General features: G+C 31.4%; 25 protein-coding genes. 12 read left to right on the forward strand and 13 right to left on the reverse strand.

The annotated features are described in order from the left end of the window. Window positions 1-18: 18 nt before the first annotated feature. Window positions 19-948: a Ycf66 family protein gene (locus tag EU96_RS08275; RefSeq protein WP_032525768.1), complete on the forward strand. Its 930-nt coding sequence runs from the start codon at window positions 19-21 to the stop codon at window positions 946-948. Here EU96_RS08275 and EU96_RS08270 read toward each other — a convergent pair whose 3' ends face one another. The 5 genes from EU96_RS08270 to def are packed head-to-tail and all read right to left on the reverse strand — an operon-like array spanning window position 949 to window position 4535. Next, on the reverse strand, window positions 949-1224 hold the full coding sequence (locus EU96_RS08270) for a chlorophyll a/b-binding protein (RefSeq protein WP_032525769.1): 276 nt from the start codon (window positions 1222-1224) through the stop codon (window positions 949-951). A gap of 8 nt (window positions 1225-1232) precedes the next feature. Beyond that, window positions 1233-3215 (reverse strand): ABC transporter ATP-binding protein/permease, encoded by a 1983-nt coding sequence (locus EU96_RS08265; RefSeq protein ID WP_032525770.1) that lies wholly within the window; start codon window positions 3213-3215, stop codon window positions 1233-1235. Window positions 3216-3257: 42 nt separating this feature from the next. Further along, window positions 3258-3536 carry a hypothetical protein gene (locus EU96_RS08260; protein WP_032525771.1) on the reverse strand — a complete coding sequence of 93 codons (279 nt, stop codon included), beginning with the start codon at window positions 3534-3536 and terminating at the stop codon, window positions 3258-3260. 47 nt (window positions 3537-3583) lie between these two features. Beyond that, complete coding sequence (locus tag EU96_RS08255; RefSeq protein WP_032525772.1) at window positions 3584-3925, reverse strand: histidine triad nucleotide-binding protein; 342 nt, start codon at window positions 3923-3925, stop codon at window positions 3584-3586. Window positions 3926-3929: 4 nt separating this feature from the next. Next, window positions 3930-4535, reverse strand: coding sequence for a peptide deformylase (gene def / locus EU96_RS08250; RefSeq protein WP_032525773.1), 606 nt, complete (start codon window positions 4533-4535; stop codon window positions 3930-3932). Between the two features lie 77 nt (window positions 4536-4612). On the opposite strand from def, the gene EU96_RS08245 reads away from it, so the two are divergent. Beyond that, window positions 4613-6538: an alpha/beta hydrolase family protein gene (locus EU96_RS08245; RefSeq protein WP_032525774.1), complete on the forward strand. Its 1926-nt coding sequence runs from the start codon at window positions 4613-4615 to the stop codon at window positions 6536-6538. Here the strand turns inward: EU96_RS08245 and EU96_RS08240 are convergent. The 4 genes from EU96_RS08240 to sufB are packed head-to-tail and all read right to left on the reverse strand — an operon-like array spanning window position 6535 to window position 11259. Continuing rightward, window positions 6535-7788: an aminotransferase class V-fold PLP-dependent enzyme gene (locus EU96_RS08240; protein WP_032525775.1), complete on the reverse strand. Its 1254-nt coding sequence runs from the start codon at window positions 7786-7788 to the stop codon at window positions 6535-6537. The two genes, EU96_RS08245 and EU96_RS08240, sit on opposite strands and share 4 nt — an antisense overlap. Continuing rightward, window positions 7788-9005 carry a SufD family Fe-S cluster assembly protein gene (locus EU96_RS08235; RefSeq protein WP_032525776.1) on the reverse strand — a complete coding sequence of 406 codons (1218 nt, stop codon included), beginning with the start codon at window positions 9003-9005 and terminating at the stop codon, window positions 7788-7790. Before EU96_RS08235 ends, EU96_RS08240 begins: the two co-directional genes overlap by 1 nt. 4 nt (window positions 9006-9009) lie before the next feature. Next, window positions 9010-9795 (reverse strand): Fe-S cluster assembly ATPase SufC, encoded by a 786-nt coding sequence (gene sufC / locus EU96_RS08230; protein WP_032525777.1) that lies wholly within the window; start codon window positions 9793-9795, stop codon window positions 9010-9012. 21 nt (window positions 9796-9816) lie between these two features. After that, complete coding sequence (gene sufB / locus EU96_RS08225; protein ID WP_032525778.1) at window positions 9817-11259, reverse strand: Fe-S cluster assembly protein SufB; 1443 nt, start codon at window positions 11257-11259, stop codon at window positions 9817-9819. A 96-nt stretch (window positions 11260-11355) separates the two neighbouring features. Here sufB and EU96_RS08220 point away from each other — a divergent pair, with 96 nt between their 5' ends. The 5 genes from EU96_RS08220 (at window position 11356) to EU96_RS08200 (ending at window position 16259) form a co-directional block, all read left to right on the forward strand. Then, entirely contained in the window at window positions 11356-11709 is a 354-nt protein-coding gene (locus EU96_RS08220) for a hypothetical protein (protein WP_032525779.1), read from the forward strand. 270 nt (window positions 11710-11979) lie between these two features. Further along, window positions 11980-13083, forward strand: a complete 1104-nt coding sequence (locus tag EU96_RS08215) for a DUF4912 domain-containing protein (protein ID WP_032525780.1) — start codon at window positions 11980-11982, stop codon at window positions 13081-13083. A 12-nt stretch (window positions 13084-13095) separates the two neighbouring features. After that, complete coding sequence (locus EU96_RS09985; RefSeq protein WP_011375642.1) at window positions 13096-13266, forward strand: hypothetical protein; 171 nt, start codon at window positions 13096-13098, stop codon at window positions 13264-13266. Between the two features lie 32 nt (window positions 13267-13298). Then, window positions 13299-14936 carry an alpha-D-glucose phosphate-specific phosphoglucomutase gene (locus EU96_RS08205; RefSeq protein ID WP_032525781.1) on the forward strand — a complete coding sequence of 546 codons (1638 nt, stop codon included), beginning with the start codon at window positions 13299-13301 and terminating at the stop codon, window positions 14934-14936. Window positions 14937-14969: 33 nt separating this feature from the next. After that, a complete protein-coding gene (locus tag EU96_RS08200; RefSeq protein ID WP_032525782.1) occupies window positions 14970-16259 on the forward strand; it encodes an AAA family ATPase in 1290 nt (429 codons plus the stop codon). On the opposite strand, the gene EU96_RS08195 is transcribed toward EU96_RS08200, so the two are convergent. After that, window positions 16256-16912: a 4'-phosphopantetheinyl transferase family protein gene (locus EU96_RS08195; RefSeq protein WP_032525783.1), complete on the reverse strand. Its 657-nt coding sequence runs from the start codon at window positions 16910-16912 to the stop codon at window positions 16256-16258. The two genes, EU96_RS08200 and EU96_RS08195, sit on opposite strands and share 4 nt — an antisense overlap. Here EU96_RS08195 and bcp point away from each other — a divergent pair. After that, window positions 16912-17379: a thioredoxin-dependent thiol peroxidase gene (bcp, locus tag EU96_RS08190; protein ID WP_032525850.1), complete on the forward strand. Its 468-nt coding sequence runs from the start codon at window positions 16912-16914 to the stop codon at window positions 17377-17379. The genes EU96_RS08195 and bcp overlap by 1 nt on opposite strands. On the opposite strand, the gene EU96_RS08185 is transcribed toward bcp, so the two are convergent. Together EU96_RS08185 and EU96_RS08180 are read right to left on the reverse strand one after the other, a co-directional pair. Then, the gene (locus EU96_RS08185) at window positions 17371-18066 is read right to left on the reverse strand and encodes a type III pantothenate kinase (RefSeq protein ID WP_032525784.1); all 696 of its coding nucleotides are present in this window, start codon (window positions 18064-18066) and stop codon (window positions 17371-17373) included. The genes bcp and EU96_RS08185 overlap by 9 nt on opposite strands. A 15-nt stretch (window positions 18067-18081) precedes the next feature. Then, window positions 18082-18804: a phosphoadenylyl-sulfate reductase gene (locus EU96_RS08180; RefSeq protein WP_032525785.1), complete on the reverse strand. Its 723-nt coding sequence runs from the start codon at window positions 18802-18804 to the stop codon at window positions 18082-18084. Between the two features lie 95 nt (window positions 18805-18899). Here EU96_RS08180 and EU96_RS08175 point away from each other — a divergent pair, with 95 nt between their 5' ends. From EU96_RS08175 to EU96_RS08160, 4 genes are all read left to right on the forward strand, one after another. After that, entirely contained in the window at window positions 18900-20075 is a 1176-nt protein-coding gene (locus tag EU96_RS08175; protein WP_032525786.1) for an NAD(P)/FAD-dependent oxidoreductase, read from the forward strand. A 67-nt stretch (window positions 20076-20142) separates the two neighbouring features. Next, entirely contained in the window at window positions 20143-21951 is a 1809-nt protein-coding gene (locus EU96_RS08170) for an SLC13 family permease (protein ID WP_032525787.1), read from the forward strand. A gap of 5 nt (window positions 21952-21956) precedes the next feature. After that, window positions 21957-23360: a TrkH family potassium uptake protein gene (locus EU96_RS08165; RefSeq protein WP_032525788.1), complete on the forward strand. Its 1404-nt coding sequence runs from the start codon at window positions 21957-21959 to the stop codon at window positions 23358-23360. An 18-nt stretch (window positions 23361-23378) separates the two neighbouring features. After that, a complete protein-coding gene (locus tag EU96_RS08160; protein ID WP_032525789.1) occupies window positions 23379-24083 on the forward strand; it encodes a potassium channel family protein in 705 nt (234 codons plus the stop codon). Window positions 24084-24089: 6 nt separating this feature from the next. Here the strand turns inward: EU96_RS08160 and EU96_RS08155 are convergent, their stop codons facing one another. Then, entirely contained in the window at window positions 24090-24392 is a 303-nt protein-coding gene (locus EU96_RS08155; RefSeq protein ID WP_032525791.1) for a ribbon-helix-helix domain-containing protein, read from the reverse strand. Between the last annotated feature and the right edge of the window lie 98 nt (window positions 24393-24490).

Below are 24490 nucleotides of genomic sequence, written 5' to 3' on the forward strand. Positions count from 1 at the left end.
AAATTTTGGAGAAAGAATGTGGTCAATGCTAGTCTCAATTGGGCCAGTATTGTTGGTATAGTTCTTGCAGTATGTGGAGGAGGTCTTTATTTCTTAAGGTCTTTTAAACCTGCATTAGCAAGAGATTATGATGTTTTCTTCGCAGCTATAGGACTTTTGTGCGGGGGAATATTATTTTTTCAAGGCTGGAGATTAGATCCTATTCTTCAGTTTGGTCAGTTTTTGTTAGCTGGAACCACAGTTTTTTTCGCATATGAAAGTGTGCGATTGAGGGGAGTTGCTACTGATCAAGCTAGAAGGTCAACTTATTTTGATGATGATCCTATTTCTGATGTGCCCAGAAATTCTAGAGGTCGATTTAATGAAGATTATGATAGGTTTGAAGAAGCTGAGATACCATCAAGAAGATTTAAACCTCAGGATGATGAGTTTGAAGATGACTATATGGAGGAGAGACCTCCTAGGAGGAATGTTTCAAGAGCTATACCTTCTGCTGCTGCAAGTAGAGGTCGGTCAACTATAAGAGAAGCAAATCAGTTTAAAAATGACGAAGTTAGAAGAAGAAGAAGACAAACTCCTGAAGATAGAAATAGTAATCAATCAGAAATAAATAACTTTGGTGAGAGACGAAACTTATCTCGCAATGAAGTTAAAAAAGGATCAAGACCCAGAATCAATCGCTCAGTATCTAGAAAAGATAATACTTCTCCTCCTGATGATTCTTCTCCATTACGAAAGAAACCTACAAGATCTCCTATTAGGCAGCAAACTTCAACAGAGCAAGTAGAAGATGCTTCATTCAAAGATGCTAATCAAGTAAAAAACCCTCGTCAGAATCGCAGAGTAAGCTCTTCAGACAGATCAAGTTCAAAAAATCAAAATGGTAGATATACCGTTGGAACAAACAAAAAGAAACCTAGAGATAACAGTTCTAGATTTGATGATTAATTATAAGATTCCTGCCCATTTTAGAAACGATTGTTGACTAAATAATTCAATTAGTATTATTGCTAGGAATCCGATCATTGCAAATCTTCCATTAGTTATTTCAGAATAATTACTCCATCCGAATTTATATGCATCTTCAAAATCTATTGATTTTTCATCTAATTTAATTTCTGCATTTTGTTTATTGATGTAATTTACATCTTCCTGTTTTTCTATAGAACTCTCATTCTCTAAATTAGTGACTTCTGAGTTGGTTTGTTCTTCTTTAGAATTCATTTTTTTTGCTAATCATTAAAATTATACTTTTCAGAAGTCAATAATTTCCAGTCTCCTTGTCCATTTAATTCTAATATGTTTTCATGAAAATCTTTTAAGCTAGGTCTATGTCCAACACTAATAAGAGAGAGTTCTCGTTCTTTTAGTAAACTATATAGTTTTTTTTCAGTTTCAATATCTAAAGCACTTGTTGCCTCATCAAGTACTGCAAATCTTGGAGAATTTAGTAAGAGTCTTGCAAAAGCTAATCTTTGTTGTTCGCCTAGAGAAAGAATTCTTGGCCAATCTTGTTTGATATCAAGATTAGGATAACGGTCCACTAAGGTTTGTAAATTTACTTCATGCAGTACAGAAGTAAGATGTTCATCACTAAATTTTTTAACTTCTGTGGGATAACATAATTGTTCCCTTAAAGAACCTAGTAACATATAAGGCTTTTGAGGTATGAATAATAATTCCCCAATTTTTGGTTTTTTTATTACTCCATGATCGGGTTGCCATAAACCACTAATCATTCTTAGTAAAGATGTTTTTCCACATCCAGAAGGTCCTACAACTAAAAGTGATTGGTTATTGTCGATGCTTAAATTTAAATTTTTAATTATTGTTTTATTTGATCCTGGTGGGCAAAGGTCAGCATTGTTAATAATAATGGAGGTATAATCTGAAATAACGTTTTGATTGCTTTTAGGGCTAGTTTGACTAATAGATTCGACTTTTGATTGGAATCCTTCTAATCTTCCGATCCCAGCAGTGAATTTTGCAAGTTCTTCTATTTGATTAACAATGAAAAATAACGAACCTTCGACCATTCCAAATGCAAAACTTGCCTGAATAAAGCGCCCATAATCAATATCACCTTTAAAGTAAGGAATTGCCATTATTAAATATGGAAAGAAATTTCCAGCATAATTAATGGATCTTCGCATGACGTCAATTATTACTCTCCATATAATCAGTAAATTAAAGTTTCTCACCACTTCTCCTAATCGCCTTTCAGTTTCACTTCGCTCAGGATTCTCCCCAGAGTAAAAAGCTATTGATTCAGCATTATCTCTAATATGTACCAATCCATATCGAAAATCTGCTTCGTATCTGAGTTGATCAAAGTCTATTTTTACAAGATTTTTACCAGCAATTATAAGTATAGAAGTTGCAAATGCAGCGTAACCAAATAAAGAAAAAGTAAGTGTTGTACTGATACTCCATAAAATTAGAATATTAAGTGAAAACGTTAGTAGTGCATCAAAAATACCTAATGTAAAAGATAGACTTTGCCCTGTAAAAGCTCTTGTATCATCTGTGATTCTTTGATCAGGATTATCTACATCAGTTTGATCTTCATCATTGGGATTTAATTGGTAATAAGCTTTATTAGTCATATAATCCTTGACTAAACTTTTTGAAAGCCATTCTCTCCAAATTATTCCCAATTTATATGTAAAAAATATTTGGGAAACACGAATTGGTAGAGCAACAGCAAAGCAACAAGCGTAAATCCCTAATATCCGATAAAATCCATCTTCTTGTTTACCTACTAAAGCATTTGTTAAATCTCTTGCTATAAATCCTATTCCTGCGTTTATTCCGTTAACAGCTAAAAGCATTAATACAATTATCGCAAGGAATAACCAATGTAACCATCTACGGTTTTTTAATTGACGTCTTAAGCTAAAAAAGCTTCCTGATCCAATCAGAAATAAGGCAGAAAAAAGTAATCCCCAGCTACCAGCCCAAATTGAATTGACAGTATTTACCACCCCTCCGAAATACTTTTCAAGAAAAATAGGTTTAAAGCTTTCAAAAAAACTTATTATTCCTGTAAGACCAACAAGCACTACTCCACCAACACAAAATAAAAGAGATACCAAAAGCCATATGAATTGAAATCCATTACATTGATCTATTGGCAGAAAAAATGGTTGAGATAACTTCCTTAATTTTTGTAATTGATAGAGTACTTTGGATTTATTTTTAACAGCTTTATTCATTACTAGACGAATTTTATAAAATAAATTATATCTTTTAGAAGTCTATTGACTAAAGCCAATAAATGAAAGTGCCCAGTCAGGTAAATTTAAGTAATTCAAAATTGTTGCATCAAACTCATGTACTTTTGGAAAGGACTTATCTAATGCCCACCATAGTAGAAAAGGTAAATTAAATAAAATTTGTAATTGCCATTTATAAGTTAAAACGCTCAGAATTTTTTTTAACTTACTTTTGAGTGAGTCATCTAATTCTTCCCAATTTTTGGAGATTAAATTTAATAAATTTTTGGATTCTGTCTTTAAGGAATCTGGTGTATTCATTTTTCTTTTTACTTATTTATAAACGAAAAACATTTATTTCGAGAGTTTTAACCTGGAGGCCAATTCATTTTTCTTCCAGATAAAAAATGAATATGTAAATGAAAAACTGTTTGTCCCGATTCTGATCCAGTATTAATTACTGTTCTCCAATTAGTTAAATTTTTTGACTTAGCTATTTTGCTACCTACAAATAGTAAATGGCCTAATAAATTTACATCTTCTTCAATACAATCTAATAAATTGATAATTGGTTTTTTAGGAATCACTAAAAAGTGTACTGGAGCTTGCGCCTGAATATCATTAAATGCAATACAAAATTCATCTTCATAAAGCTTATCGCAGGGAATTTCCTCATTAATTATTTTTTGAAATATTGTAGTTTCAGTCATGAGATTAATTAATAGAAATTACGTCTTTTTCGTTAAACCCTTCCTTTATAAGTTCTTTGTTCAAATCATCTTTTGATGTAACTCTATCAACAAATAATATTCCGTTTAAGTGATCCATTTCGTGTTGAATACACCTCGCTAGAAGTCCATCTGCTTTCATTTTGCGTGGTCTCCCCATTTCATCTCTAAATTTTAATTTTATAGTTGATGGTCTTACTACATTCAAATAGACGCCAGGGATACTCAAGCAGCCTTCTTCGTATGAATTAAGGGTTGTTCCAAAGTCTGTAATTTCTGGATTGATTAATATTAAAGGTTCTGCTGCTGAATCTTCAAAATTTACATCTATTACAAGAAGCTCTTTGTTGATACCAATTTGAGGTGCAGCAAGTCCAATTCCTTTAGCTGCATACATGCTTTGAAGCATTTCTCTAGCAAGTTTTCTAATCGATTCGTCAACCTTAGTTATTCTTTTGGAATTTTGTCTTAATACATCATCACCAAGTTTATAAATGTCTAGAGATGGCTTACCTGTTTGTTCTTTTGCAATTTTTTCTGAGCTTACATTTATTTTTGACTTTTTTGCAAGTTGTGAAAAATGGTTTGCCACGTTAAAAAAGTTTTTAATTAAGAGTTTAGCTATAAAAATACTAGCACTTTAATTTACTTTCTTTATAGTTTTTTTAAATGAGTAATGATGATAAGTTAAAAGTTAGGCCAACTGAATCTAAAAAAAAAGCTTTTAAGGAATTAACTATTATTAGGGATACCATTTTTTGGATTGATGTTGTTGGTGAAGTTCAAGATGAGAATGCTATTTTTGTAAGACCATTTAACGAAAAAGAGGCGTTTCCTCAGAAATTAACAAGTAAAAAATATAATATTAAAAATAATTTTCATGGATATGGTGGTAAATCTTATAAATGTATAAATATTAAAAATAATTTTTATTTGATATGGATAGATCAGATTACTAAGGCAGTATGGTTTCAAATTTTTAAAGAGGCAGCGTCAAATTATAGAAGTCAAAATAAATATCTCGATTCAGTTCAAGAACCTAGACAACTATCTAAATCAATTGATGGAAATTTCGATTCTTCATTTGTCATTTCTGAAAACAATTTTTTGTATGGTATTTGCGAAATAAATAATAGAGATTATTTATTTTCTTTAAACTTAAAAAAAACTAAACAAGATATTCATCGAATAAAAAAATTTAAAAATTTTGCTGGAGAATTATCTTCTAATACTTCTGCTAACTTACTTTCTTGGATAGAGTGGGATTCTCCATACATGCCCTGGGAGAAAAATGATCTGTTTTTTGCTCAAATAGATTTAGATGGAGAGATTCAAAAAATAAAGAAATTTTCAAATAAGCTTATAAATGCCAAAAAAAATGTTTCTTTTTTTCAACCCTATTGGATAAGTGAAACACTTTTAGTATTTTCTGAAGATAGTTCCGGATGGTGGAACTTATTGTTTTTAGATGTTAGTGAAATTGAGAATATTTTGATTAAGAAAAGAGTAGAGAGAAATTTGATTGAATATGGAGCACCACAATGGGTCTCCGGAATAACATTTTTTTCAGGGACTATAAAAAATTTATTTTGCCTAGCAAAAAAAGAAAATAATTTAATAGTGGAACAATATAAAGATCTTGAATTGGTTAAAGAATTTTCAACTCCTTTTACATCAATAACTAATTTTAGTGTTTTTGAGAATAAATTGGCTTTTAAAGGTTATGGATCTGATTTTTTGGGAAATTTACTTGAAATTGATTTTGCAGAAGAAGTTTCATCAAATTTTTCTAATGAAATATATTTTGAATATATAAAAGATTGTTCAAAACCTGAATCTTTTTGGTTCAAGGGTTTTGAAGATAAAGCAACTCATTCTTTGTTATACAGGCCGATTGTTGAAAAATTTAGAAAGCCACCTCTACTAGTTAAAGCACATAGTGGACCAACTTCATTCTTTGACGGATCATATAATTCTGAAGTTCAATATTGGACTTCGAAGGGATTTTTTGTTGCTGAAGTTAATTATGGAGGATCTTCTGGGTTTGGCAAAGAGTACAGAGAGAGGTTGAATTATAAATGGGGTATTGTTGATTCTTATGATTGCAAAGCACTAGCTCTTGAATTAATTAAATTAAATCTAGTTGATAGTGATAAAGTAGTAATTTTTGGTAATAGTGCTGGTGGGTTAACTGCTCTAAATTGTTTATTATATGGGTCTATTTTCGCAGCTGCAATTTGTAAATATCCTGTTATTGATCTTGAGGATATGCATTACAACACTCATAGGTTTGAAAAAGATTATTTAAATTCTTTGGTAGGAAATTATTCAAAAAATCATGATGATTATATAAATAGATCGCCGATTAATTATATTAACAAAATAAAAAAACCTATCTTATTGTTTCATGGAAAAAAAGATAAAGTTATTTCTTATGAACAAACTTTAAAAATTCAAGAAATTTTGATCCGAAATAATAAATATTCAGAAGTTATGTTTTTTGAAAATGAGGGGCATGGGTTTAAAAATATTGAAAATAAAAAAGTAGTAATGCAAAAATCTCAGGAATTTTTAAAAAATGCTTTGAATATTTAAGAATTGATTTTTAGAAAATTAATAGTATCTTTTAATTTTTCTATAAATATATCAATTTCCTCCTTATTGGTTGTGAAATTCATGCTAATTCTCGCCGTAGATTTAATTCCAATGTATCTATGAAGAGGTTGACAGCAATGATGACCACTTCTGATGCAAATTCCTTTTGAATCAAGAATTTCAGCAATATCGTTTGAATGTATGTTTTTTACATAAAAGGTGGCAAGTGATGCTCTGTCTGGATCTATCTCGGGCGATGGACCAATAATTTCAACATTTTCTATTTCATTTAATTTTTCAAATAAATATTTAGTAATAGTCTTTTCATATTCATGAATTTCATTCAATCCAATAGTGTTTATATAAATAATTGCTTCTGCAAGACCTATTGCTTCTGCAATGGCTGGAGTTCCAGCTTCAAATTTATGTGGTAGTTCTGCCCAAGTACTTGTCTCTTCAAAAACATCTTGAATCATTTCGCCACCTCCAAAGAGAGGAGGAATTTTTTCTAGAATTTCTTTTCTTGACCAGAGGAAGCCAATACCTGTAGGACCGCAAAGCTTATGTCCTGAACCCGCTAAAAAATCTATATCAAGATCAATTACATCTAGTTTTTGATGGGCCAAACTTTGACATGCATCTATTAACACTAGAGAACCTTTTTGTTTAGCTAATTTAGTTATCTCTTTGATTGGATTACAGCAACCTAGAGTATTACTAACATGCACTAGACTAACAATCTTCGTTCTAGATGTTAGTTTTGATTTGAAATCGTCGATATCTAATTTCCCATTTTTATCTATACCTATAAATTTTAATTTGCATTTATTTTTTGCTGCAACCATTTGCCATGGAACAATATTGCTATGATGCTCCATTATTGATAAGAGAATTTCATCGTTTTCTCTTAATGAAGATTCGCCCCATGATCTAGCCGCTAGATTGATTGCTTCAGTAGCATTTCTTGTGAAAATAATTTCTTTTGTTGAATTCGCGTTTATATATTTGCTAATTAAATATCTTGCATTTTCAAATTCTTCTGTCGCTTTAGCACTTAATTGATGAGCGCCTCTATGTACATTGGCATTAAAGTTTCTATAATACTCATTAATTTTTTCTAAGACTTGTATTGGTTTTTGAGTGGTTGCAGCATGGTCTAAATAAATAATTTGCTCACTACTTTTTAAGTTCTTATTTAAAAGAGGAAAGTCTTTCTTAGTTATTTCAGGAAAATTTTGAATTGTTTCCATTAATTTTCATTTAAAAGTTTATCAAGCAAATCCCATCTCTCTTTTGAAATGGGAATAAATGAAATTATTTCTTGAAAGTAAGAACTTAATTGTAGTTTACTTGCTTCTTTTAATGTAATCCCTCTTGTCCGCATATAAAAAAGTTCTTCTTCATTTAGTTGTGAAATTGTAGCTCCATGTTTGCATTTGACATCATCAGCAATTATTTCTAATTGAGGTTTGGTATCTATTTGTGCGAGATTTGATAAAAGTAAATTTCTGCTTAATTGAGAAGCATCAGTTTTCTGGGCAATTTTCGGAACTATTATTGAACCTTCAAATATTGCATGGGATTTATCGTCAGCAAGTGATTTATTGATTTGATCTAGAAATCCATTTGGGCCATGAAAGTCTATTTTTGTAAAAGTAGAAATTTGTTCATCTTTTTTTGTTATTTGCATTCCTTTGATATTGGTTTTTGCGTTTCCTTCAGATTGTTTAATACGAATTTCAAATCTTGCATAATTAAATTTGAAATGTAAAGATCCTAAATTGTATTCGCTATTGTTTTGTTGAATGACATTGAGAGAATTTAATAGATTTGATTTGTTTTCACCGTAAGAAACAACACCATGGTTTACGGAACTATTTTCTTCTAAACAAAAGAACGTTGATTGAGATAATGAAGAGTTGTCTTTACCAAGATTTACTTGTAATAAATCAATATCACAATTCTTTTCTAAAAATATTACCAAGGTTTTTGCGTTTAAAGAATTACTTGATGCGTGACTAAAGATTTCAATGGGAGGGATTGCTGATCCATTTATTTTTAATCCCAAGATATTCTTTGTACAGTTTAAAGACAGATTTAGTAAGTCACTCCAATTTTCGTTTTGATCAAAATAAGATATCTGTTCCTTGATATATTTAATTAATTCATCCTCATTTAGTTGCTTTATAGAATAATTTTCCTCAATTAAATTAATTTGGCAATTATCACCAATTACTAACCTAATCGTACTTTGAGAAGTGTTCGGAAAAGGGGTATCAAATTTTGGATCTTTTTCATTAACCGAGTAGTTTAAAAAGTTTGAAAATTTTGATTTATTTGAAAGTCTCCATTGTTCACTTTTAGGACTAGGGAGGGGACTTGATTCTAATTTATCTAGACAGATTTTTTGTATTTCTGTTAGATTATCATTAGATTTATTGGTTTTTATTTTTTCAATAATTTCCATTTATTTAGGTCTCTTTTATAAAGTTATCAGTCCATTCGTATCCTTTTCTCTCAAGCTCTAGAGCAAGATCGCTCTCACCAGTTTTTATGATTTGTCCGTCTGACATAACATGGACATAATTTGGTTTAATTTCATCTAATAATCTTTGATAGTGGGTAATAAGTATAATTCCAGTTTCTGCATTAGATATTTTTTTAATTCCTGCTGCCACTATTCTTAGAGCGTCAATATCTAGACCAGAATCGGTCTCATCTAATATTGCTATTTTGGGCTCAAGTAAAGCCATTTGCAGAATTTCATTTCTTTTTTTTTCACCTCCGGAAAATCCTTGATTTACACTCCTTGATAGGAATGCATGATCCATTTTTACAATTTCTAACTTTTCTTTAACTAATTCTTCAAAATCAAAAGTATCTAATTCTTCTTTGTTTAGGAATTTCCTTCTAGCATTAGTTGAAACTCTAAGAAACTCAAGATTACTTACACCTGGAATCTCAATTGGATATTGAAAACCAAGAAAAATTCCTGATTGAGCTCTCTCTTCAGGTTCTAGAGAGTTGATGTTTTCACTTAAAAATTTTATGTCGCCATTTGTAATATTATACGAGGGATGTCCTGCAATGATTTTCGAAAGAGTACTTTTGCCACAGCCATTTCTTCCCATAATGGCATGGATTTCTCCAGGATAGACAGTAAGTGAAACCCCCTTTAAAATTGGAAGATTATCAGTAGATGCATAGAGATTTTCAACTTCTAAAATTGGATCTGATTCTTTCATTTTACTTTGCATTTCTGTTTAGAAATTGATTCATTAACCTACTGATCCCTCTAGTTTAAGTGCCAGTAACTTATCTGCTTCAGCAGCAAATTCCATAGGTAATTGATTAAATACATCTCTGCAAAAACCACTGACCATCATAGATACTGCCTCCTCAAATTCTATACCTCTGCTTTGGAGATAAAAAAGTTGGTCTTCTGAGATTCTACATGTGCTTGCTTCATGCTCAATTTCGGAATTGGGTTGTTGAGATTTGATGTAAGGGAATGTATTTGCAGAAGCTTGGTCCCCTATTAACATTGAATCACATTGACTGTAATTTCTTGATCCTGTAGCTTTTGTTCCCATTTTGACAAGACCTCTGTAGCTATTTATTGAGTTACCTGCACTAATACCTTTGCTAACAATAGTTGATTTGGTCTTAGGACCAATATGGATCATTTTTGTGCCGGTATCTGCTTGCTGAAGATTATTGGTGAGTGCCACTGAATAAAATTCTCCTACAGATTCTTCCCCTAAAAGAAGACAGCTAGGATATTTCCATGTAATTGCAGACCCTGTTTCAACTTGAGACCAGCTAATTTTACTTCTCTTACCTAAACATTTTCCTCTCTTGGTGACAAAATTAAAAATTCCGCCAATACCTTCTTCATCACCTGCATACCAATTTTGCACTGTTGAATATTTTATTGAGGCGTCGTCTAATGCTATAAGCTCTACAACTGCTGCATGAAGGGTATTTGTATCAAACATTGGGGCTGTACAACCTTCTAAATAACTTACAGAACTTGATTCTTCAGCTATGATTAGTGTTCTTTCGAATTGTCCTGAATCTCCACTATTAATTCTGAAGTAAGAAGATAGATCCATAGGGCAGTTAACACCTTTTGGGATATAAACAAAAGAACCATCACTAAAAACAGCAGAATTTAGTGCTGCAAAATAATTATCACTAGGTGGAACTACAGTACCTAAATATTTTTCAATCAAATCCGAGTGATGTTTTACTGCTTCACTAATTGAGCAAAATATAACTCCATGTTCAGCAAGTTCTTCTCTAAAAGTTGTGGCTATAGAAACACTATCAAAGACAGCATCTACTGCTACATTTGTGAGTTTTTTTTGCTCCGTAAGGGGTATTCCCAATTTGTCAAAAGTCTCAAGAAGTTTGGGATCAACTTCATCCAAACTAGAGATTTTTTCTTTTTGCTTAGGAGCAGAGTAATAAATTATATCTTGATAATCAATTTGTTTATATCCTAATCCTGCCCAATCAGGCTCTTTCATTTTCTGCCATTTTTTAAAGGCTTTTAATCTAAAATCAAGAAGAAATTTTGGCTCTTCTTTTTTCTGCGAAATTAATCTTATAATATCTTCATTTAATCCCTTTGCTATTTTTTCAGTTTCAATATCAGTAACGAAACCATATTTGTAAGGCTCTTTTACTACATCTTTCACTAAATTTTCGTTGACCATGTTATCAAAAATAACTTATTACAATTAGCTTTATATACTTTAAACGAAAGATAACCCCAATATTGAGTTTTTTCCCTTTATTAAAACTAAAAATTAATGTCTAATCATCTTGATACCTTGTCTAACCCATTAAATATAGAAACTATTCAAGAAATTGATAATCTTGATCTACCTATAATGCAGAAACATCATTTAAGAATACTCGCTCATTGCCTCCAGATTTTAAAAATTATCAATTTAGATAATAGTTTTGAATATCAAAATAAAAATCCCCTGAGAGAATGGTGTGATAACCAATCTAAAAAATTTGATGATAAAAAATTTAGTGATCTTTTTTATGAGCAGTTAGAATCCACTTCGAAAAAATTAAGTACTTTTTCAAAAAAAATAGGTAAAAGTATTGACGATTTAGAGATAGATGATTTAGTACTTTTAGTTAAACAACGCTGAATGCCCTTATTAATTGATCCCGAAGAAAAAATTTATTTTTGTTGAGTCGTTAACAAATTCAGGTAATAAAATTTAAAAAAAAAGAAAATTAATTTACATTTAAAAAAGATCTGAAAATTTATTAATTGCTTTGATACCAACTGTTTTGAAGAGAAATATCAATTTTGAGAATTTTTTAGTAGTCAGAGGATCCTGACGACAGGACAAAAAGACACACAATTTCTAAAAAAAAAGAACATACTGATCCCAAACAAAAACGGAGAATTTAAAGTGGCTGATGGGATCATGAATAAAGATCAATTACTCTCACTTACCCTCAGACAATTACGTCAAGAAGCAAGTAAATTATCAGTTCCGCTGTACAGTCGCAAAACAAAAGCTGTTTTAGTTGATTTAATAGTCAAATATCAAGAAAAATCTATAAAAAAAATATATACTACTCCCCAGTCAAAATCTGAAGAAACTTTTGAGTCCAATGCTAATGCTTTCGAAAGTAGTGAAGAAGTTAAAACAAATGTAGTTTTCCTACCCCGAGATCCAGATTGGGCTTATGTTTTTTGGCAAATTTCTGATGCAGATAGAGAAAAAGCACAATCTTTGGGAGCCAATAAATTATGCTTACGATTATTTGATGCATCTGGTTCTGAAGGAAGCAACTTTAATCAAGGAACACTTAGGGAGATAGCAGTTGATAGTTATAGTACTGAATGGTACTTACCAATCCCACTTGCAGATAGAGACTATAAAGTTGAATTAGGTTACAAATATGGTTTTAACTGGATGTCATTGGCATTTTCTTCTATAAGCCACGTTCCTGGCTCTCATCCTTCTGAGCAAATTCTTGATAAATTTGTACCTTTTAATTTGGATTCTACTTCTGAGTCAATCCTAGATACTTCAAATCCTGTTGTTTCTGAACAAAATGGTATGCATGAAAGGCTATATCAAGCAGCAACTAACATTCCTCTCAGAAGAAAAGTTGGTTCTGAAGAATTTATGGAAAATGTAAATTCAACCAACCTCAATGATAATATTACAGACTCAGGTGCTGGTAAATGGTCATCAGGTTTAAATGATTCTGGAAGCGGAATTGTTAAAAATAGATCTTTTTGGCTCGTTGCTGATGCTGAATTAATTGTTTATGGAGCTACAGAGCCTTCTGCAAAACTGACAATAGGTGGAGAAGATGTACCTCTTGCTGCAGATGGTACTTTTAGAATTCAAGTTCCATTTAGAGATGGGACTCAAAAATATGATATTAAAGCTGTTGATGTATCTGGTGAGCAAGAAAAAAGTATATCAATGAAATTTGATAGAACTACACCACTTGACGATACTAATGAAAAAGATAATGCTCGGACTGAATGGTTTTAATAAATTAAATTAATGCTGAAAAAAATTGTAGCTTTTACTCCATTGTTTGGGGCCTTAACATTTCCACTAATAGTTCCAATTACAATTTCCAAATTTGGTGTTAACTATGGAATTCTTAGTGCATTATTAATTTCTTCATTATGGTTTATCGCTATGTTAAGAACTTCCGAAATGCCTCATTAATTTAGTTAGATTTCTGTAAGTTTCTAAAAAATATGACTCAAGTTAGTGTAATTAATATCAATTCTCCTTTTCTAGATCAAAAACCAGGCACTTCTGGTTTAAGAAAAAGTACTTTAAAGTTTCAGGAAGAACATTATCTAGAAGTTTTTATTGAAGCAATCTTAAAATCATTGGAAGATTTAAAAGGTTCAACATTAGTAGTTGGTGGTGATGGCAGATATGGCAATATTGAAGCAATAGAAAAAATTGTCAAAATATGCATTGCTCATAAAGTTCAAAAGGTTATTGTTCCAAAATACGGTTTATTATCTACTCCTGCGACATCACATTTAATTAGAAAAGAAAATGCTATTGGTGGAATTATTCTTTCTGCAAGCCATAATCCTGGTGGGATTGATGGCGACTTTGGAGTGAAATTGAATATCTCTAATGGTGGCCCAGCTCCTGAGATAATTACTAATAAGATTTTCAAAGCTTCACAATTACTAACTAGTTATAAAATTTGTAATATTCAATTACCTGATTTTAGTGAATATGGAACTTATACTTACGGTGAAACTACCTTAGAAATTATTGATGGATTAAAAGATTATTCTAATTTGATGGAGAAAATTTTTGATTTTGATCAAATTAGTGATTTTTTAAAAAAAGACTTCTCGTTAATCTTTGATGCAATGAATGCGGTTACAGGCCCATATGCAAAAAATATTTTTGTTGAAAAAATGGGTCTTGGACATGATTGTGTCATGAATGGTAACCCGTTAAAAGATTTTGGAGGTTTACATCCTGATCCTAATCTTACTTACGCATCCCACTTGGCTGATTTGTTATTAAATAAAAAATCTTATAGTTTTGGTGCTGCATGCGATGGAGATGGAGATAGGAATATGATTTTAGGAAGTGGATGTTTTGTAAATCCTAGTGATAGCCTGGCAGTTATTACTGCTAACACAAAATATGTCCCTGGTTATAAAGATGGTATTACAGGCGTGGCACGATCCATGCCAACCAGCTCAGCGGTTGATAATGTTGCTCGAGCATTAAATATACCTTGTTTCGAGACACCTACTGGCTGGAAGTTTTTTGGAAATCTTTTAGATTCTAATTTAATTACTTTATGTGGAGAAGAAAGTTTCGGAACAGGTAGTAATCATGTGAGAGAGAAAGATGGACTATGGGCAGTTTTGTATTGGTTACAAGTTTTAGCTGAGAAAAAATGCTCGGTAAGTGATTTGATACAGAATCATTGGAAACAATTTGGTAGGAATTATTATTCAAGACATGATTATGAGGCAATTCCCTCAAATATTGCTAATCAAATCTTTGGTAACCTAACTTCTATGCTCGAACATTTAAAAGGAAATAGTTTTGCTGGCCATCTAGTTAAAGTTGCAGATAACTTTTCATATTTAGATCCCGTTGATAATTCCACAAGTGAAAATCAAGGTTTAAGATTGGTGCTTGATGATAATTCACGAGTAATTGTGCGCCTTTCTGGAACTGGAACTAAGGGTGCAACATTAAGACTTTACTTTGAGAAATTTTTCAATCCTCAACAGAATCTTTCGTTAAATCCTCAGATCGCTTTGAAACCTCTAATTAATGATTTGGATGCTTTATTAAACATTTCAAAACTTACTCAAATGGAAACTCCTACAGTAATTACATAGACTTGAAAGTAATGATTTTTTGATTTTATTTATATGCATTCAGAAAATTTATTTAATAATTATTCTCAAATAGAAAATAACGCACCTTTGGCAGATCAATTAAGGCCAAAGAATTTGGAAGATTTTTATGGTCAACAACCAATCCTGAATGAGAATTCGCTTTTAAGAAGTGCAATATTAAACGATAAGATTAGTAATTTTATTTTTTCTGGCCCTCCTGGTGTTGGGAAAACTACTCTAATTGAAATTATTTCCTTTAATACTCGTTCAAAATTAATTAAGTTAAATGCAGTATTATCAAGTGTTAAAGAATTAAGAAATGAAATCGCTAATGCAAAAGATAGATTAATAAATTCCAAAAGAAAAACAATTTTATTTATCGATGAGGTTCATAGATTTACGTCAGTTCAGCAAGATGCTTTATTACCTTCAATAGAAAATGGAACTATAACTTTTATTGGTGCTACAACTGAAAACCCTTTCTTTGCTGTTAATAAAGCGCTTGTTAGTAGGTCTCGTATTTTTACATTACTTCCTTTGTCACAAAATGATTTGCAGAAAATAATACAAAAAGTCATAAATCACTATTCTAAAAAAAATGATTCAAAAAAGGTTTATTTAACTCAAGATGCTATGAGTCATTTAATTAAATTTTCTGGCGGTGATGCAAGAACATTAATCAATGCGCTAGAGATGGCTATAGAAACAACTGCTGAAAATGATGCTAAAGAAATTAAGATTAATCTCTCAATAGCAGAGGATGCAATTCAAAAGAAAAATATTCTTTACGATAAAAATGGTCAAAATCATTACGATGTAATAAGTGCCTTTATCAAGTCCATAAGAGGTTCTGATCCAGATGCAACTTTATTCTGGCTTGCGAATATGCTTGAGGCTGGTGAAGATCCTAATTTTATTTTTAGAAGACTACTTATATCTGCCAGTGAAGATATTGGAATAGCTGATCCTAATGCCATAGTAGTTGTACAATCCTGTTGTGATGCTTTTGATAGAGTTGGTTTTCCAGAAGGATTATATTTTTTAACGCAGGCTGCTTTATATTTAGCTATGTCTCCAAAAAGTAATAGTACGAAAAGTATTTTTAAAGCAATTGAAACAATCAAATCTACTAACGCTTTTGATGTTCCACTTCATTTAAAAAATAATTCTAATAGTTATGTCAATCCTCATAATTATCCAGGTAATTGGGTCGCACAAGAATATCTTCCTAAATCTTTAAGAGATTTAAAAATATGGGAACCAAATAATAATGGATGGGAAAAAACTCAATATGAAGAACTGCTTAGAAGAAAAGAAAACTAAAAATTTTTCGAACAACAAATAATCTCAGGATTAAAAGAAGTTTTTTCTTCGTAGGCTAAAGCTATAGTCCAATTATGGAAGTTAATCTGTGAATAATTTAAATGTATGTTTTTCTTCTTATGAATTAACTCTTTTGGCTTTTCAAAAAATTGCCAATGGTTAATGTCTTTAGATAATTTTCCATGATCCCATTTTATAGCCGCTTCAACAGCACACCATTGATTTAATATCATATTTTTTGTTAAATAATTATTATGGTTTGATTTATTGGTATGAAAAAAATATTTTTCTGCAAATTTTAAATGGTTAAAATCTCTATCTGTTCTCTCAATATCAATCCCTATTTTGCCTTTGTACCAGACTATAGTAATGGCATCTTTACAATGACTTAAACTGATATTTCCCATACCAGAGGGTAAACTTGGAGGTTCTCCAGGATTAGCATTAATTGGAATTTCTAGGGGGTCTAAATCAAAAAGTGTTGAAAGTGATTGTCGCAAATAAGCTCTTGTTTCTAAGAAAATCTTTGATCTTGAATTTGTTAGGTTTTTTGCAGTTTTAATTTCTTCTATAGTTGCGACATCTTGCACACCTTTAATCTCATAAAACCAAATTTTTGGTATTTTATATTCATACTCATTTAATAATTTCAATGGCTCTTAAGGTTGGCGACAAAGCACCAGAATTTAAATTAAAAGATTCTTATGATAAAGAAGTTTCTCTTAGTGGTTTTAAAGGTAAACGAATAATACTATATTTTTATCCAAAAGATAATACTCCAGGATGTACTAAAGAAGCATGTAGTTTTAAAGAGAATTGGGATTTACTCCAAAAAAATAATATTGTTGTGCTTGGTATTAGTAAAGATAATGCATCTTCTCATCAGAAGTTTATAGAAAAATTTAATTTACCTTTTATTCTTTTAACTGATCCTGAACCTTTCAAAGTTTCTTCTGATTACTATAGCTATGGAATGAAGAAATTCATGGGAAAAGAATATATGGGAATGATGAGAAATACTTTTTTAATTGATACTGAAGGTAACATCGAAAAAATTTACTTAAAGGTAAAAGCAGCAATAATGGCTGATCATATAATTGCAGACCTTGGGTTAAGCTAATTTTCTTACGGACAGGTGGTGAATAATCATCCCCTCCATAACTAAATTAGGAGCATTGATAATATTTTCTTTTTGAGTATTCAGAGATTTTGTGAGTAATTCAGAGTCTCCTCCACATATTATTAAAATATCCTTTTTGGGATTAAATAAACTATTAATCACACCAGTAAGAGAGTTGATTACTCCTTTTAAGATTGCTTCTTCTGTGTTAAACAAAAAATCTTTGGTTGGAATATTATATTTTTTGGGAACTTTAAGATTTTTTGTGTTTTGTCCCATTGATTTTAATTGTGTCAGAAAACCTGGAACAAGTTGCCCACCGATAATAGATCCATTTGAATTTAATTTTGTTATTGATAATATTGTTCCAAAATCTGCAATTAGCAAATCTTTTTTCAAAGGGTTTGCAATAATATTTAAAGCTGCAAGACAGGCAAGAGCTCTATCAACCCCAAAATAATCAGGGAGATTTGATAAACTAATATCTTTAGTTTTTATTTGATTTTCTCCTTTCAGAAAAAAATCAGGTAATTTTCCTACAGAAGCCCAGATTAACTGATCAAGATCTATATTTTCAGGAACTTTTTGCTCTTTTTTGGTATGAAAGAATTTTGATTGATTTTTATAATATTTAGCCCAATGAAGCCTACTATTACCTACTAATAAAAAATTTATATCTGAGACCATTTTTTTATGATCAATTTAATTATTAGTGTGTATTCCACACTCTTGTTTAATCCCCCCAAATCTTGTTGCTCTCCCTTTTGTTTTATTGCCGTCGGGAGAGCTGGAATGCCAATCACCTACAGTTGAATAACCTTTACTAAAAAGTGGATGGGTAGGTAAATTATTTTCTTCCATGTAATAAAAAATATCTTTATTTGTCCAATTTAATAAAGGCCTTAAAGAAAGTCTTTGACGAATTATGTCTAGGAATTTCATTTCTTTTCTATTTTCTGTTTGGCTTGATCTGACACCGCTTGCCCAGCAGTGAATATTATATTTCTCTAGACCATTTTCTAAAGGTTTTATCTTTCTCAATTCATGATACTTATCTAGATCACTAGTTTTATTTGTTTCCCAAAGTTTTCCGTATATAGCCTCCATTCTTGCTGGGGATAATTCACTTTGCAGAACTTCTATTTCTAAGGACAAATCTTCAATAAGCTTTTCAGCATATTGGTATGTTTCTGGTGGTAGGTAACCTGTATCTATCCAAAATATTTTAATTTTTTTCTGCAGACATAATTTCCTGACCATATTTAAAATAACTGATGACTGTATACCAAAACTTGTTGTAATTGCAAATTGATTATCAAACTTTTTATAACCCCATGTAATCATTTCTTGAGCCTTTAACGCTATTAGTTCTTGATTATATTTGCTCAAGTTAGGTTGAATATCTTCGTGGATGTTTTCAATCATTCTTCAAGTTGGTTATGAGATTAATTTTATTTCGCTCAATTTGAAAATTATTCGTATAGTTTAATAATACATTTACGCATAACAATATTTCGCTAATGAAATCAATACAAAAACCAATAGTAATAGTTGGAGCAGGTTTTGCCGGAATGACAGTTGCTTTGAATTTAAAGAATCTGAATCCTTCCTTACCAATTCTTGTAGTTGATTCAGAATCCAAATTTATATTTAAACCTTTGATGTATGAAGTTTTAAGTAAAGAAATAAGAATTTGGGAAGCCACTCCAAAATTTGCAAATATTTTTTCTGATGCAGGCATAACTTTTTTAAAAAATTGTTTAACAAAGATTTCCTTCAAAGAAAATATTCTTGAATTTAGTGACGAATTAAAATTAAGTTATCAATATCTTGTTATTTGTACAGGATCTATTCCAAATAGTTTTTTTATAAAAGGTGTAGAAGAAAATTGTTACTTTTTTAATGATTTTCATGATCTAAATAAATTAAAATCTTTTTTAACAAAATCACAAAAAACTTCTTCTCATAAAAAGTTATTCATAGTGGGAGGTGGTCCATCTGGTATCGAGTTGGCATGTAAAATTCAAGATATATTTACAGATCAATTTCAAATTAGTTTAATAGAAAAATCTAATGAGATTCTTAGTAGAAACAAAATTTTTAATAGAGAACAAGCCGAGATAGCATTAGAAAAAAGAAAAATCAACATTCTTTTAAATTCTACAGTTAAAGAAGTCTCGAAAACTGAAATTAGTATTTCTAGTGAGGATGGAATAACTTCTTTGGATAAAGATATTGTTATTTGGACTGCCGGAGTTAAACCTAATTTGTCTTACTTGGAAACTGATTACATAACAAAAAAATATGGAAGAATTTTAGTTAATAATAATTTGCAAATAGAAAACCATAACAATTGTTTTGCTCTTGGCGATATTTCAATCATTTCAGGAATGGAGGAGTTACCTATAACAGCTCAGGTTGCTATGCAGGAAGGAAAACATCTCGCTAAAAATCTAGCACTATTAATTCAAGGAAAAGATCCCTTACCTTTTGAATTTCAAGACAATGGTGAAATGATTAGCTTAGGAATAGGTGAAGCTTCAATTTCTGGGCTTGGGGTTACTTTATCGGGTAAATTGGCTTTTGAGGCTAGAAGGCTTATTTATGCCTCTAAATTGCCTGATATTAATGAAAGTATAAAATCTGCATCTTCATGGATATTTCAAAAAAAATCTATTTTTAAAAAGTTTTTTTAAAAAGATAACTCTAATTAAACTTTTTTGAAATATTGTTTTTGGGTATATTGAGTTAAATAAGTTTCATATGAATTTAATTGCAGTTGTTAGTAATAATTATGATGCGTTTATAACGGTAGTTGTTTTAATGATGTCAATAATTTTGTTTATCAAAAATACAATTGCTCCAGAATTGACTGGTTTGTTATGTGTTGGAATATTTATATCTACAGGGGTTCTTTCCCCTGAAAAAGCTTTGGCTGGATTTGGTAGCCCCTCCTTAATTACTCTTATGGGTTTATTTGCAGTTTCCTCTGCATTATTTAAAAGTGGAGCCTTAGACAGAGTAAGAGAATTGATTGCTTCTGAAAGTATTAGAACGCCAAGGAAATTAATTTCATTAATAGCTTTTTTGGTTGCTCCAATATCGGGAATTGTACCTAATACTCCAGTAGTCGCATCCTTGTTACCTTTAATTGAAGGCTGGTGTGAGCGGAGAAATATATCACCATCTAAAGTTTTATTACCTCTTTCTTTTGCTACTTTACTAGGTGGAACTCTGACATTATTAGGTAGCTCAGTGAATCTTCTTGTAAGTGATATTAGTCAGCAATTAGGTTATGGAGCTTTGGAATTATTTAGTTTGACTTCAATTGGAATTCCTGTGTGGCTGATAGGTACAACCTACATGATTTTAGTATCTGACATGCTTTTGCCAGATAGAGGTAGAGATAAGGATTTTATTAAAAAAGGTGATATGAATATTTATTTTACTGAAGTTACTATTCCCTCTGCGTCAGAATTAGTTGGACAATCTGTCAGAAATAGTAGATTGCAAAGACGATTTGACGTTGATGTTCTTGAGTTGCAACGCAATGGAAAAGTTATTCTTCCCCCCTTGGCAGATAGAAAGATTGAACCGGATGATAGATTAATAATACGCGTTACAAGAGCAGATTTATTTAGACTTCAGCAGGAACATACCATTTTATTAGGAGAGAATAAAACATCTTTCGGCGGAGCTAATGTGTTCTCAGATGATGAAGGTACTAAAACTTTCGAGGCTTTATTGCCAGCCGGGTCAACTTTAGCAGGTGCAAGTTTGCGAGAATTAAGATTCAGGCAGCGTCATAATGCAACAGTTTTAGCACTTAGAAGAGGCCAGCAAACTGTTCAGGAGAGATTAGGTCAAGCTGTTTTAAGAGCTGGAGACGTCTTATTATTGCAAGCGCCTTTAGATTCAATAAGAGGATTACAAGCCAGTAATGATTTGCTTATTTTAGATCAATTTGAAGATGATTTACCTGTCTTGATTAAAAAACCTATATCGATTGCAATTGCTATCGGAATGGTTGTTTTGCCTTCTGTTACTAATATCCCATTAGTCGGGTCAGTTCTTTTAGCAGTTATTGCCATGGTTGCTTTTGGATGTTTAAGACCTGCAGAAATACAAAAATCAATTAGGTTAGACGTGATTTTATTACTGGGATCACTCTCGTGTTTTAGTGTGGCCATGCAAGTCACAGGATTAGCAGATTTAATAGCAGTCAATCTCAATTTTGCACTTAATGGTATGCCCCTGTATTTTGCACTTGTGGTAATTTTTGTATCGACCGTTATCCTTACCCAATTTATTAGTAATGCTGCTTCGGTTGCTTTAATTTTGCCTGTTGCTATTGAATTTTCAAATGTTTTAGGCATTTCACCTACTGCTTTAATAATGCTTGTTTTGTTCGGAGCTAGTCAATCTTTCTTGACTCCAATGGGTTATCAAACAAATTTAATGGTTTACGGTCCTGGAAGATATAGATTTTTTGATATTGCAAAATACGGAGCTGGATTAACACTTATAATGTCATTGACAGTTCCAGCATTGATAATTTTAAATTTTAGATAAATAAAGTGAAATTAACAAGTAATGTTTATAAGTTAAAAGATGCTTACAGAAAACTATCTGTACCTCAATTTACTATTGTTACAGGATTATTTATTATATTTTTTGGAACTTTAGTTTTGAGTTCCCCTCTATGCTCATCTTCAAAGGTTGGTTTATGGGAAGCATTTTTTACATCTACTTCTGCTATAACCGTTACTGGCTTATCCATAATAGATATTGGTGTTGATTTAAATTTTTTTGGCCAAGTTTTCTTGGCTTTTATGCTTTTATCAGGTGGCCTAGGATTAATGGCTATTACGACTTTTTTACAAGGTTTCGTTGTAAAGGGGGCAAAGCTTAGAACTAGATTGGACAAAGGAAAGACTTTGGATGAATTTGGAGTAGGAGGGATTGGTAGAACTTTTCAAAGCATTGCTATTACTGCAACTTGTATAATTTCTTTTGGCGCAATTATTTTATATTCTTTTGGATTTGTAGATATTCAAAATAATTGGGAAAGACTTTGGTCCGCTATTTTTCATAGCATATCTGCATATAACAATGCAGGTTTTTCTTTATGGTCAAATAGTCTTCAAGAATATAGAACAAATTTTTTGGTTAATAGTGTGTTTGTTTTTCTCATTGTTATGGGTGGACTTGGATGGAGGGTAATTGATGATATTTGGAGTAACAAAAAAAATCTTTCATATAAAAAATTAAGCCTTCATTCCAGATTAGTTATTAGGACAAGCTTTTCTTTGATTTTAATCGGATCATTAGGATTTTTTATCACTGAAACATTGCTAAATAGTCAATTTTTCAATGATTTGAATTTGTTTGAAAAGTTATTATCATCAATCTTTGAAACAGTGAGTGCAAGAACTGCAGGTTTTACAAATTACCCGATCTCCTTGAACTCCATATCAGATACGGGTCTCTTGTTATTAATGACATTGATGTTTATCGGAGCAAGTACTGGAGGCACTGGTGGAGGCATAAAAACAACTACATTTATTGCTTTAATGGCTGCAACAAGATCAACCTTAAGAGGTCAGAAAGATGTAATTATTAGCAATAGATTAATTTCAGATAAGGTTATTCTGAAGGCAGTTGGAATTACGGTAGGCTCTTTGCTTTTCGTTCTTTTAATGGCAATGCTGCTAAGTACAACTAATACGTTTGTTAAAAAAGAATCTTTTACATTTCTAGAAATTCTGTTCACTTGCATATCTGCATTTGCAACAGTTGGTTTTGACATTGGTTTAACTGCAAAATTAAATCATTTTGGCCAATTTATTCTTATTGTCGGTATGTTTGTAGGAAGACTTGGCATTCTTTTGTTATTAAGTGCACTTTGGCAGGCTCTTTATAAGAGTAGAATAGATAGACAAAAGAGAATTGGCTATCCTAGGGCTGATCTTTATGTTTAGGATTGACTGAGTTTTATTATGGCGGATTGGTGGCAGTGGTCTCAAAAGAGAGAAAAAGAAGTTCTCACTTTTGCAGTTGTTGGCGTTGGAAGATTTGGAACCGCAGTTTGTAGAGAACTTATAAGTAATGGTGCAGATGTTTTGGCTGCAGATTATTCAGAAAAAGCTATTGATGATTTGAGGCAATTGGAACCTTCAATAGAAGCTAGAGTTGTAGATTGTACTGATGAAGAGTCTATGAAGGAATCTGGAATTCTTGAAATGAATACTGTTGTAGTAGGTATAAGTGAACCTATTGAAGCAAGTATAACTACAACACTTATTGCTAAGGATAGTGAAGGGAGCAAAGTGAAAAGAGTAATAGCAAGAGCGACGAGTGACTTGCATGAAAAAATGTTAAAAAGGGTAGGTGCCGATAAAGTGGTCTTCCCTTCCAGAATGCAAGGCGAAAGATTAGGTTTAGAACTGGTTAGACCAAATCTAATTGAAAGATTAGAGCTAGATAATCAAACTGGTATAGATGAAATAACTGTTCCAGAGGAATTTATTGGAAGATCTTTGAGAGATTTAAATTTGAGGAAAAATTATTTAGTAAATGTTCTTGCAGCAGGCCCTGCGGAAGAGTTAACAGTGAATCCTCCTGCAAAATATATCTTGGAAAGAGGAAATATTTTGGTAGTTATGGGAAAAACTGCAGATTTACAGAAATTGCCTCAAAATTAGTTATTTTTAGTCAGATTTTTTATAGTATCTAATCCTTTGAGGAGCTCTTTTTAATCTTTTTACGCTTTGTTTCTCAAGTTCGTCTCTAAATTTATCTGTATTTACATTATGTTCTGAAATAACTGATTTGCACTCTTTCTCAAAGTATTTTTGTATACCTTCTTGAATTAACACTTTTGCCATATTACTGACTGTTCTAGATTCATTAGTTGCTGCAATCGTTAGCTGCTCACAAATTAATTCGGGAAGGACTACTTGAATTCTAGGGGATTTAGGCTTCCCATTTGTTGAATGTTGACGGGTAGCCATGAGTCAAAGTGGATAACTGTTACTTATAAGTATACACAGTTAGTCAAGGATACTATCTTTGTGTATATTATTAGTAAGGAAATATATGCCTGTATCAA

The organism is Prochlorococcus marinus str. MIT 9302, assembly GCF_000759975.1.
GTDB classification, from domain to species: domain Bacteria; phylum Cyanobacteriota; class Cyanobacteriia; order PCC-6307; family Cyanobiaceae; genus Prochlorococcus_A; species Prochlorococcus_A marinus_M.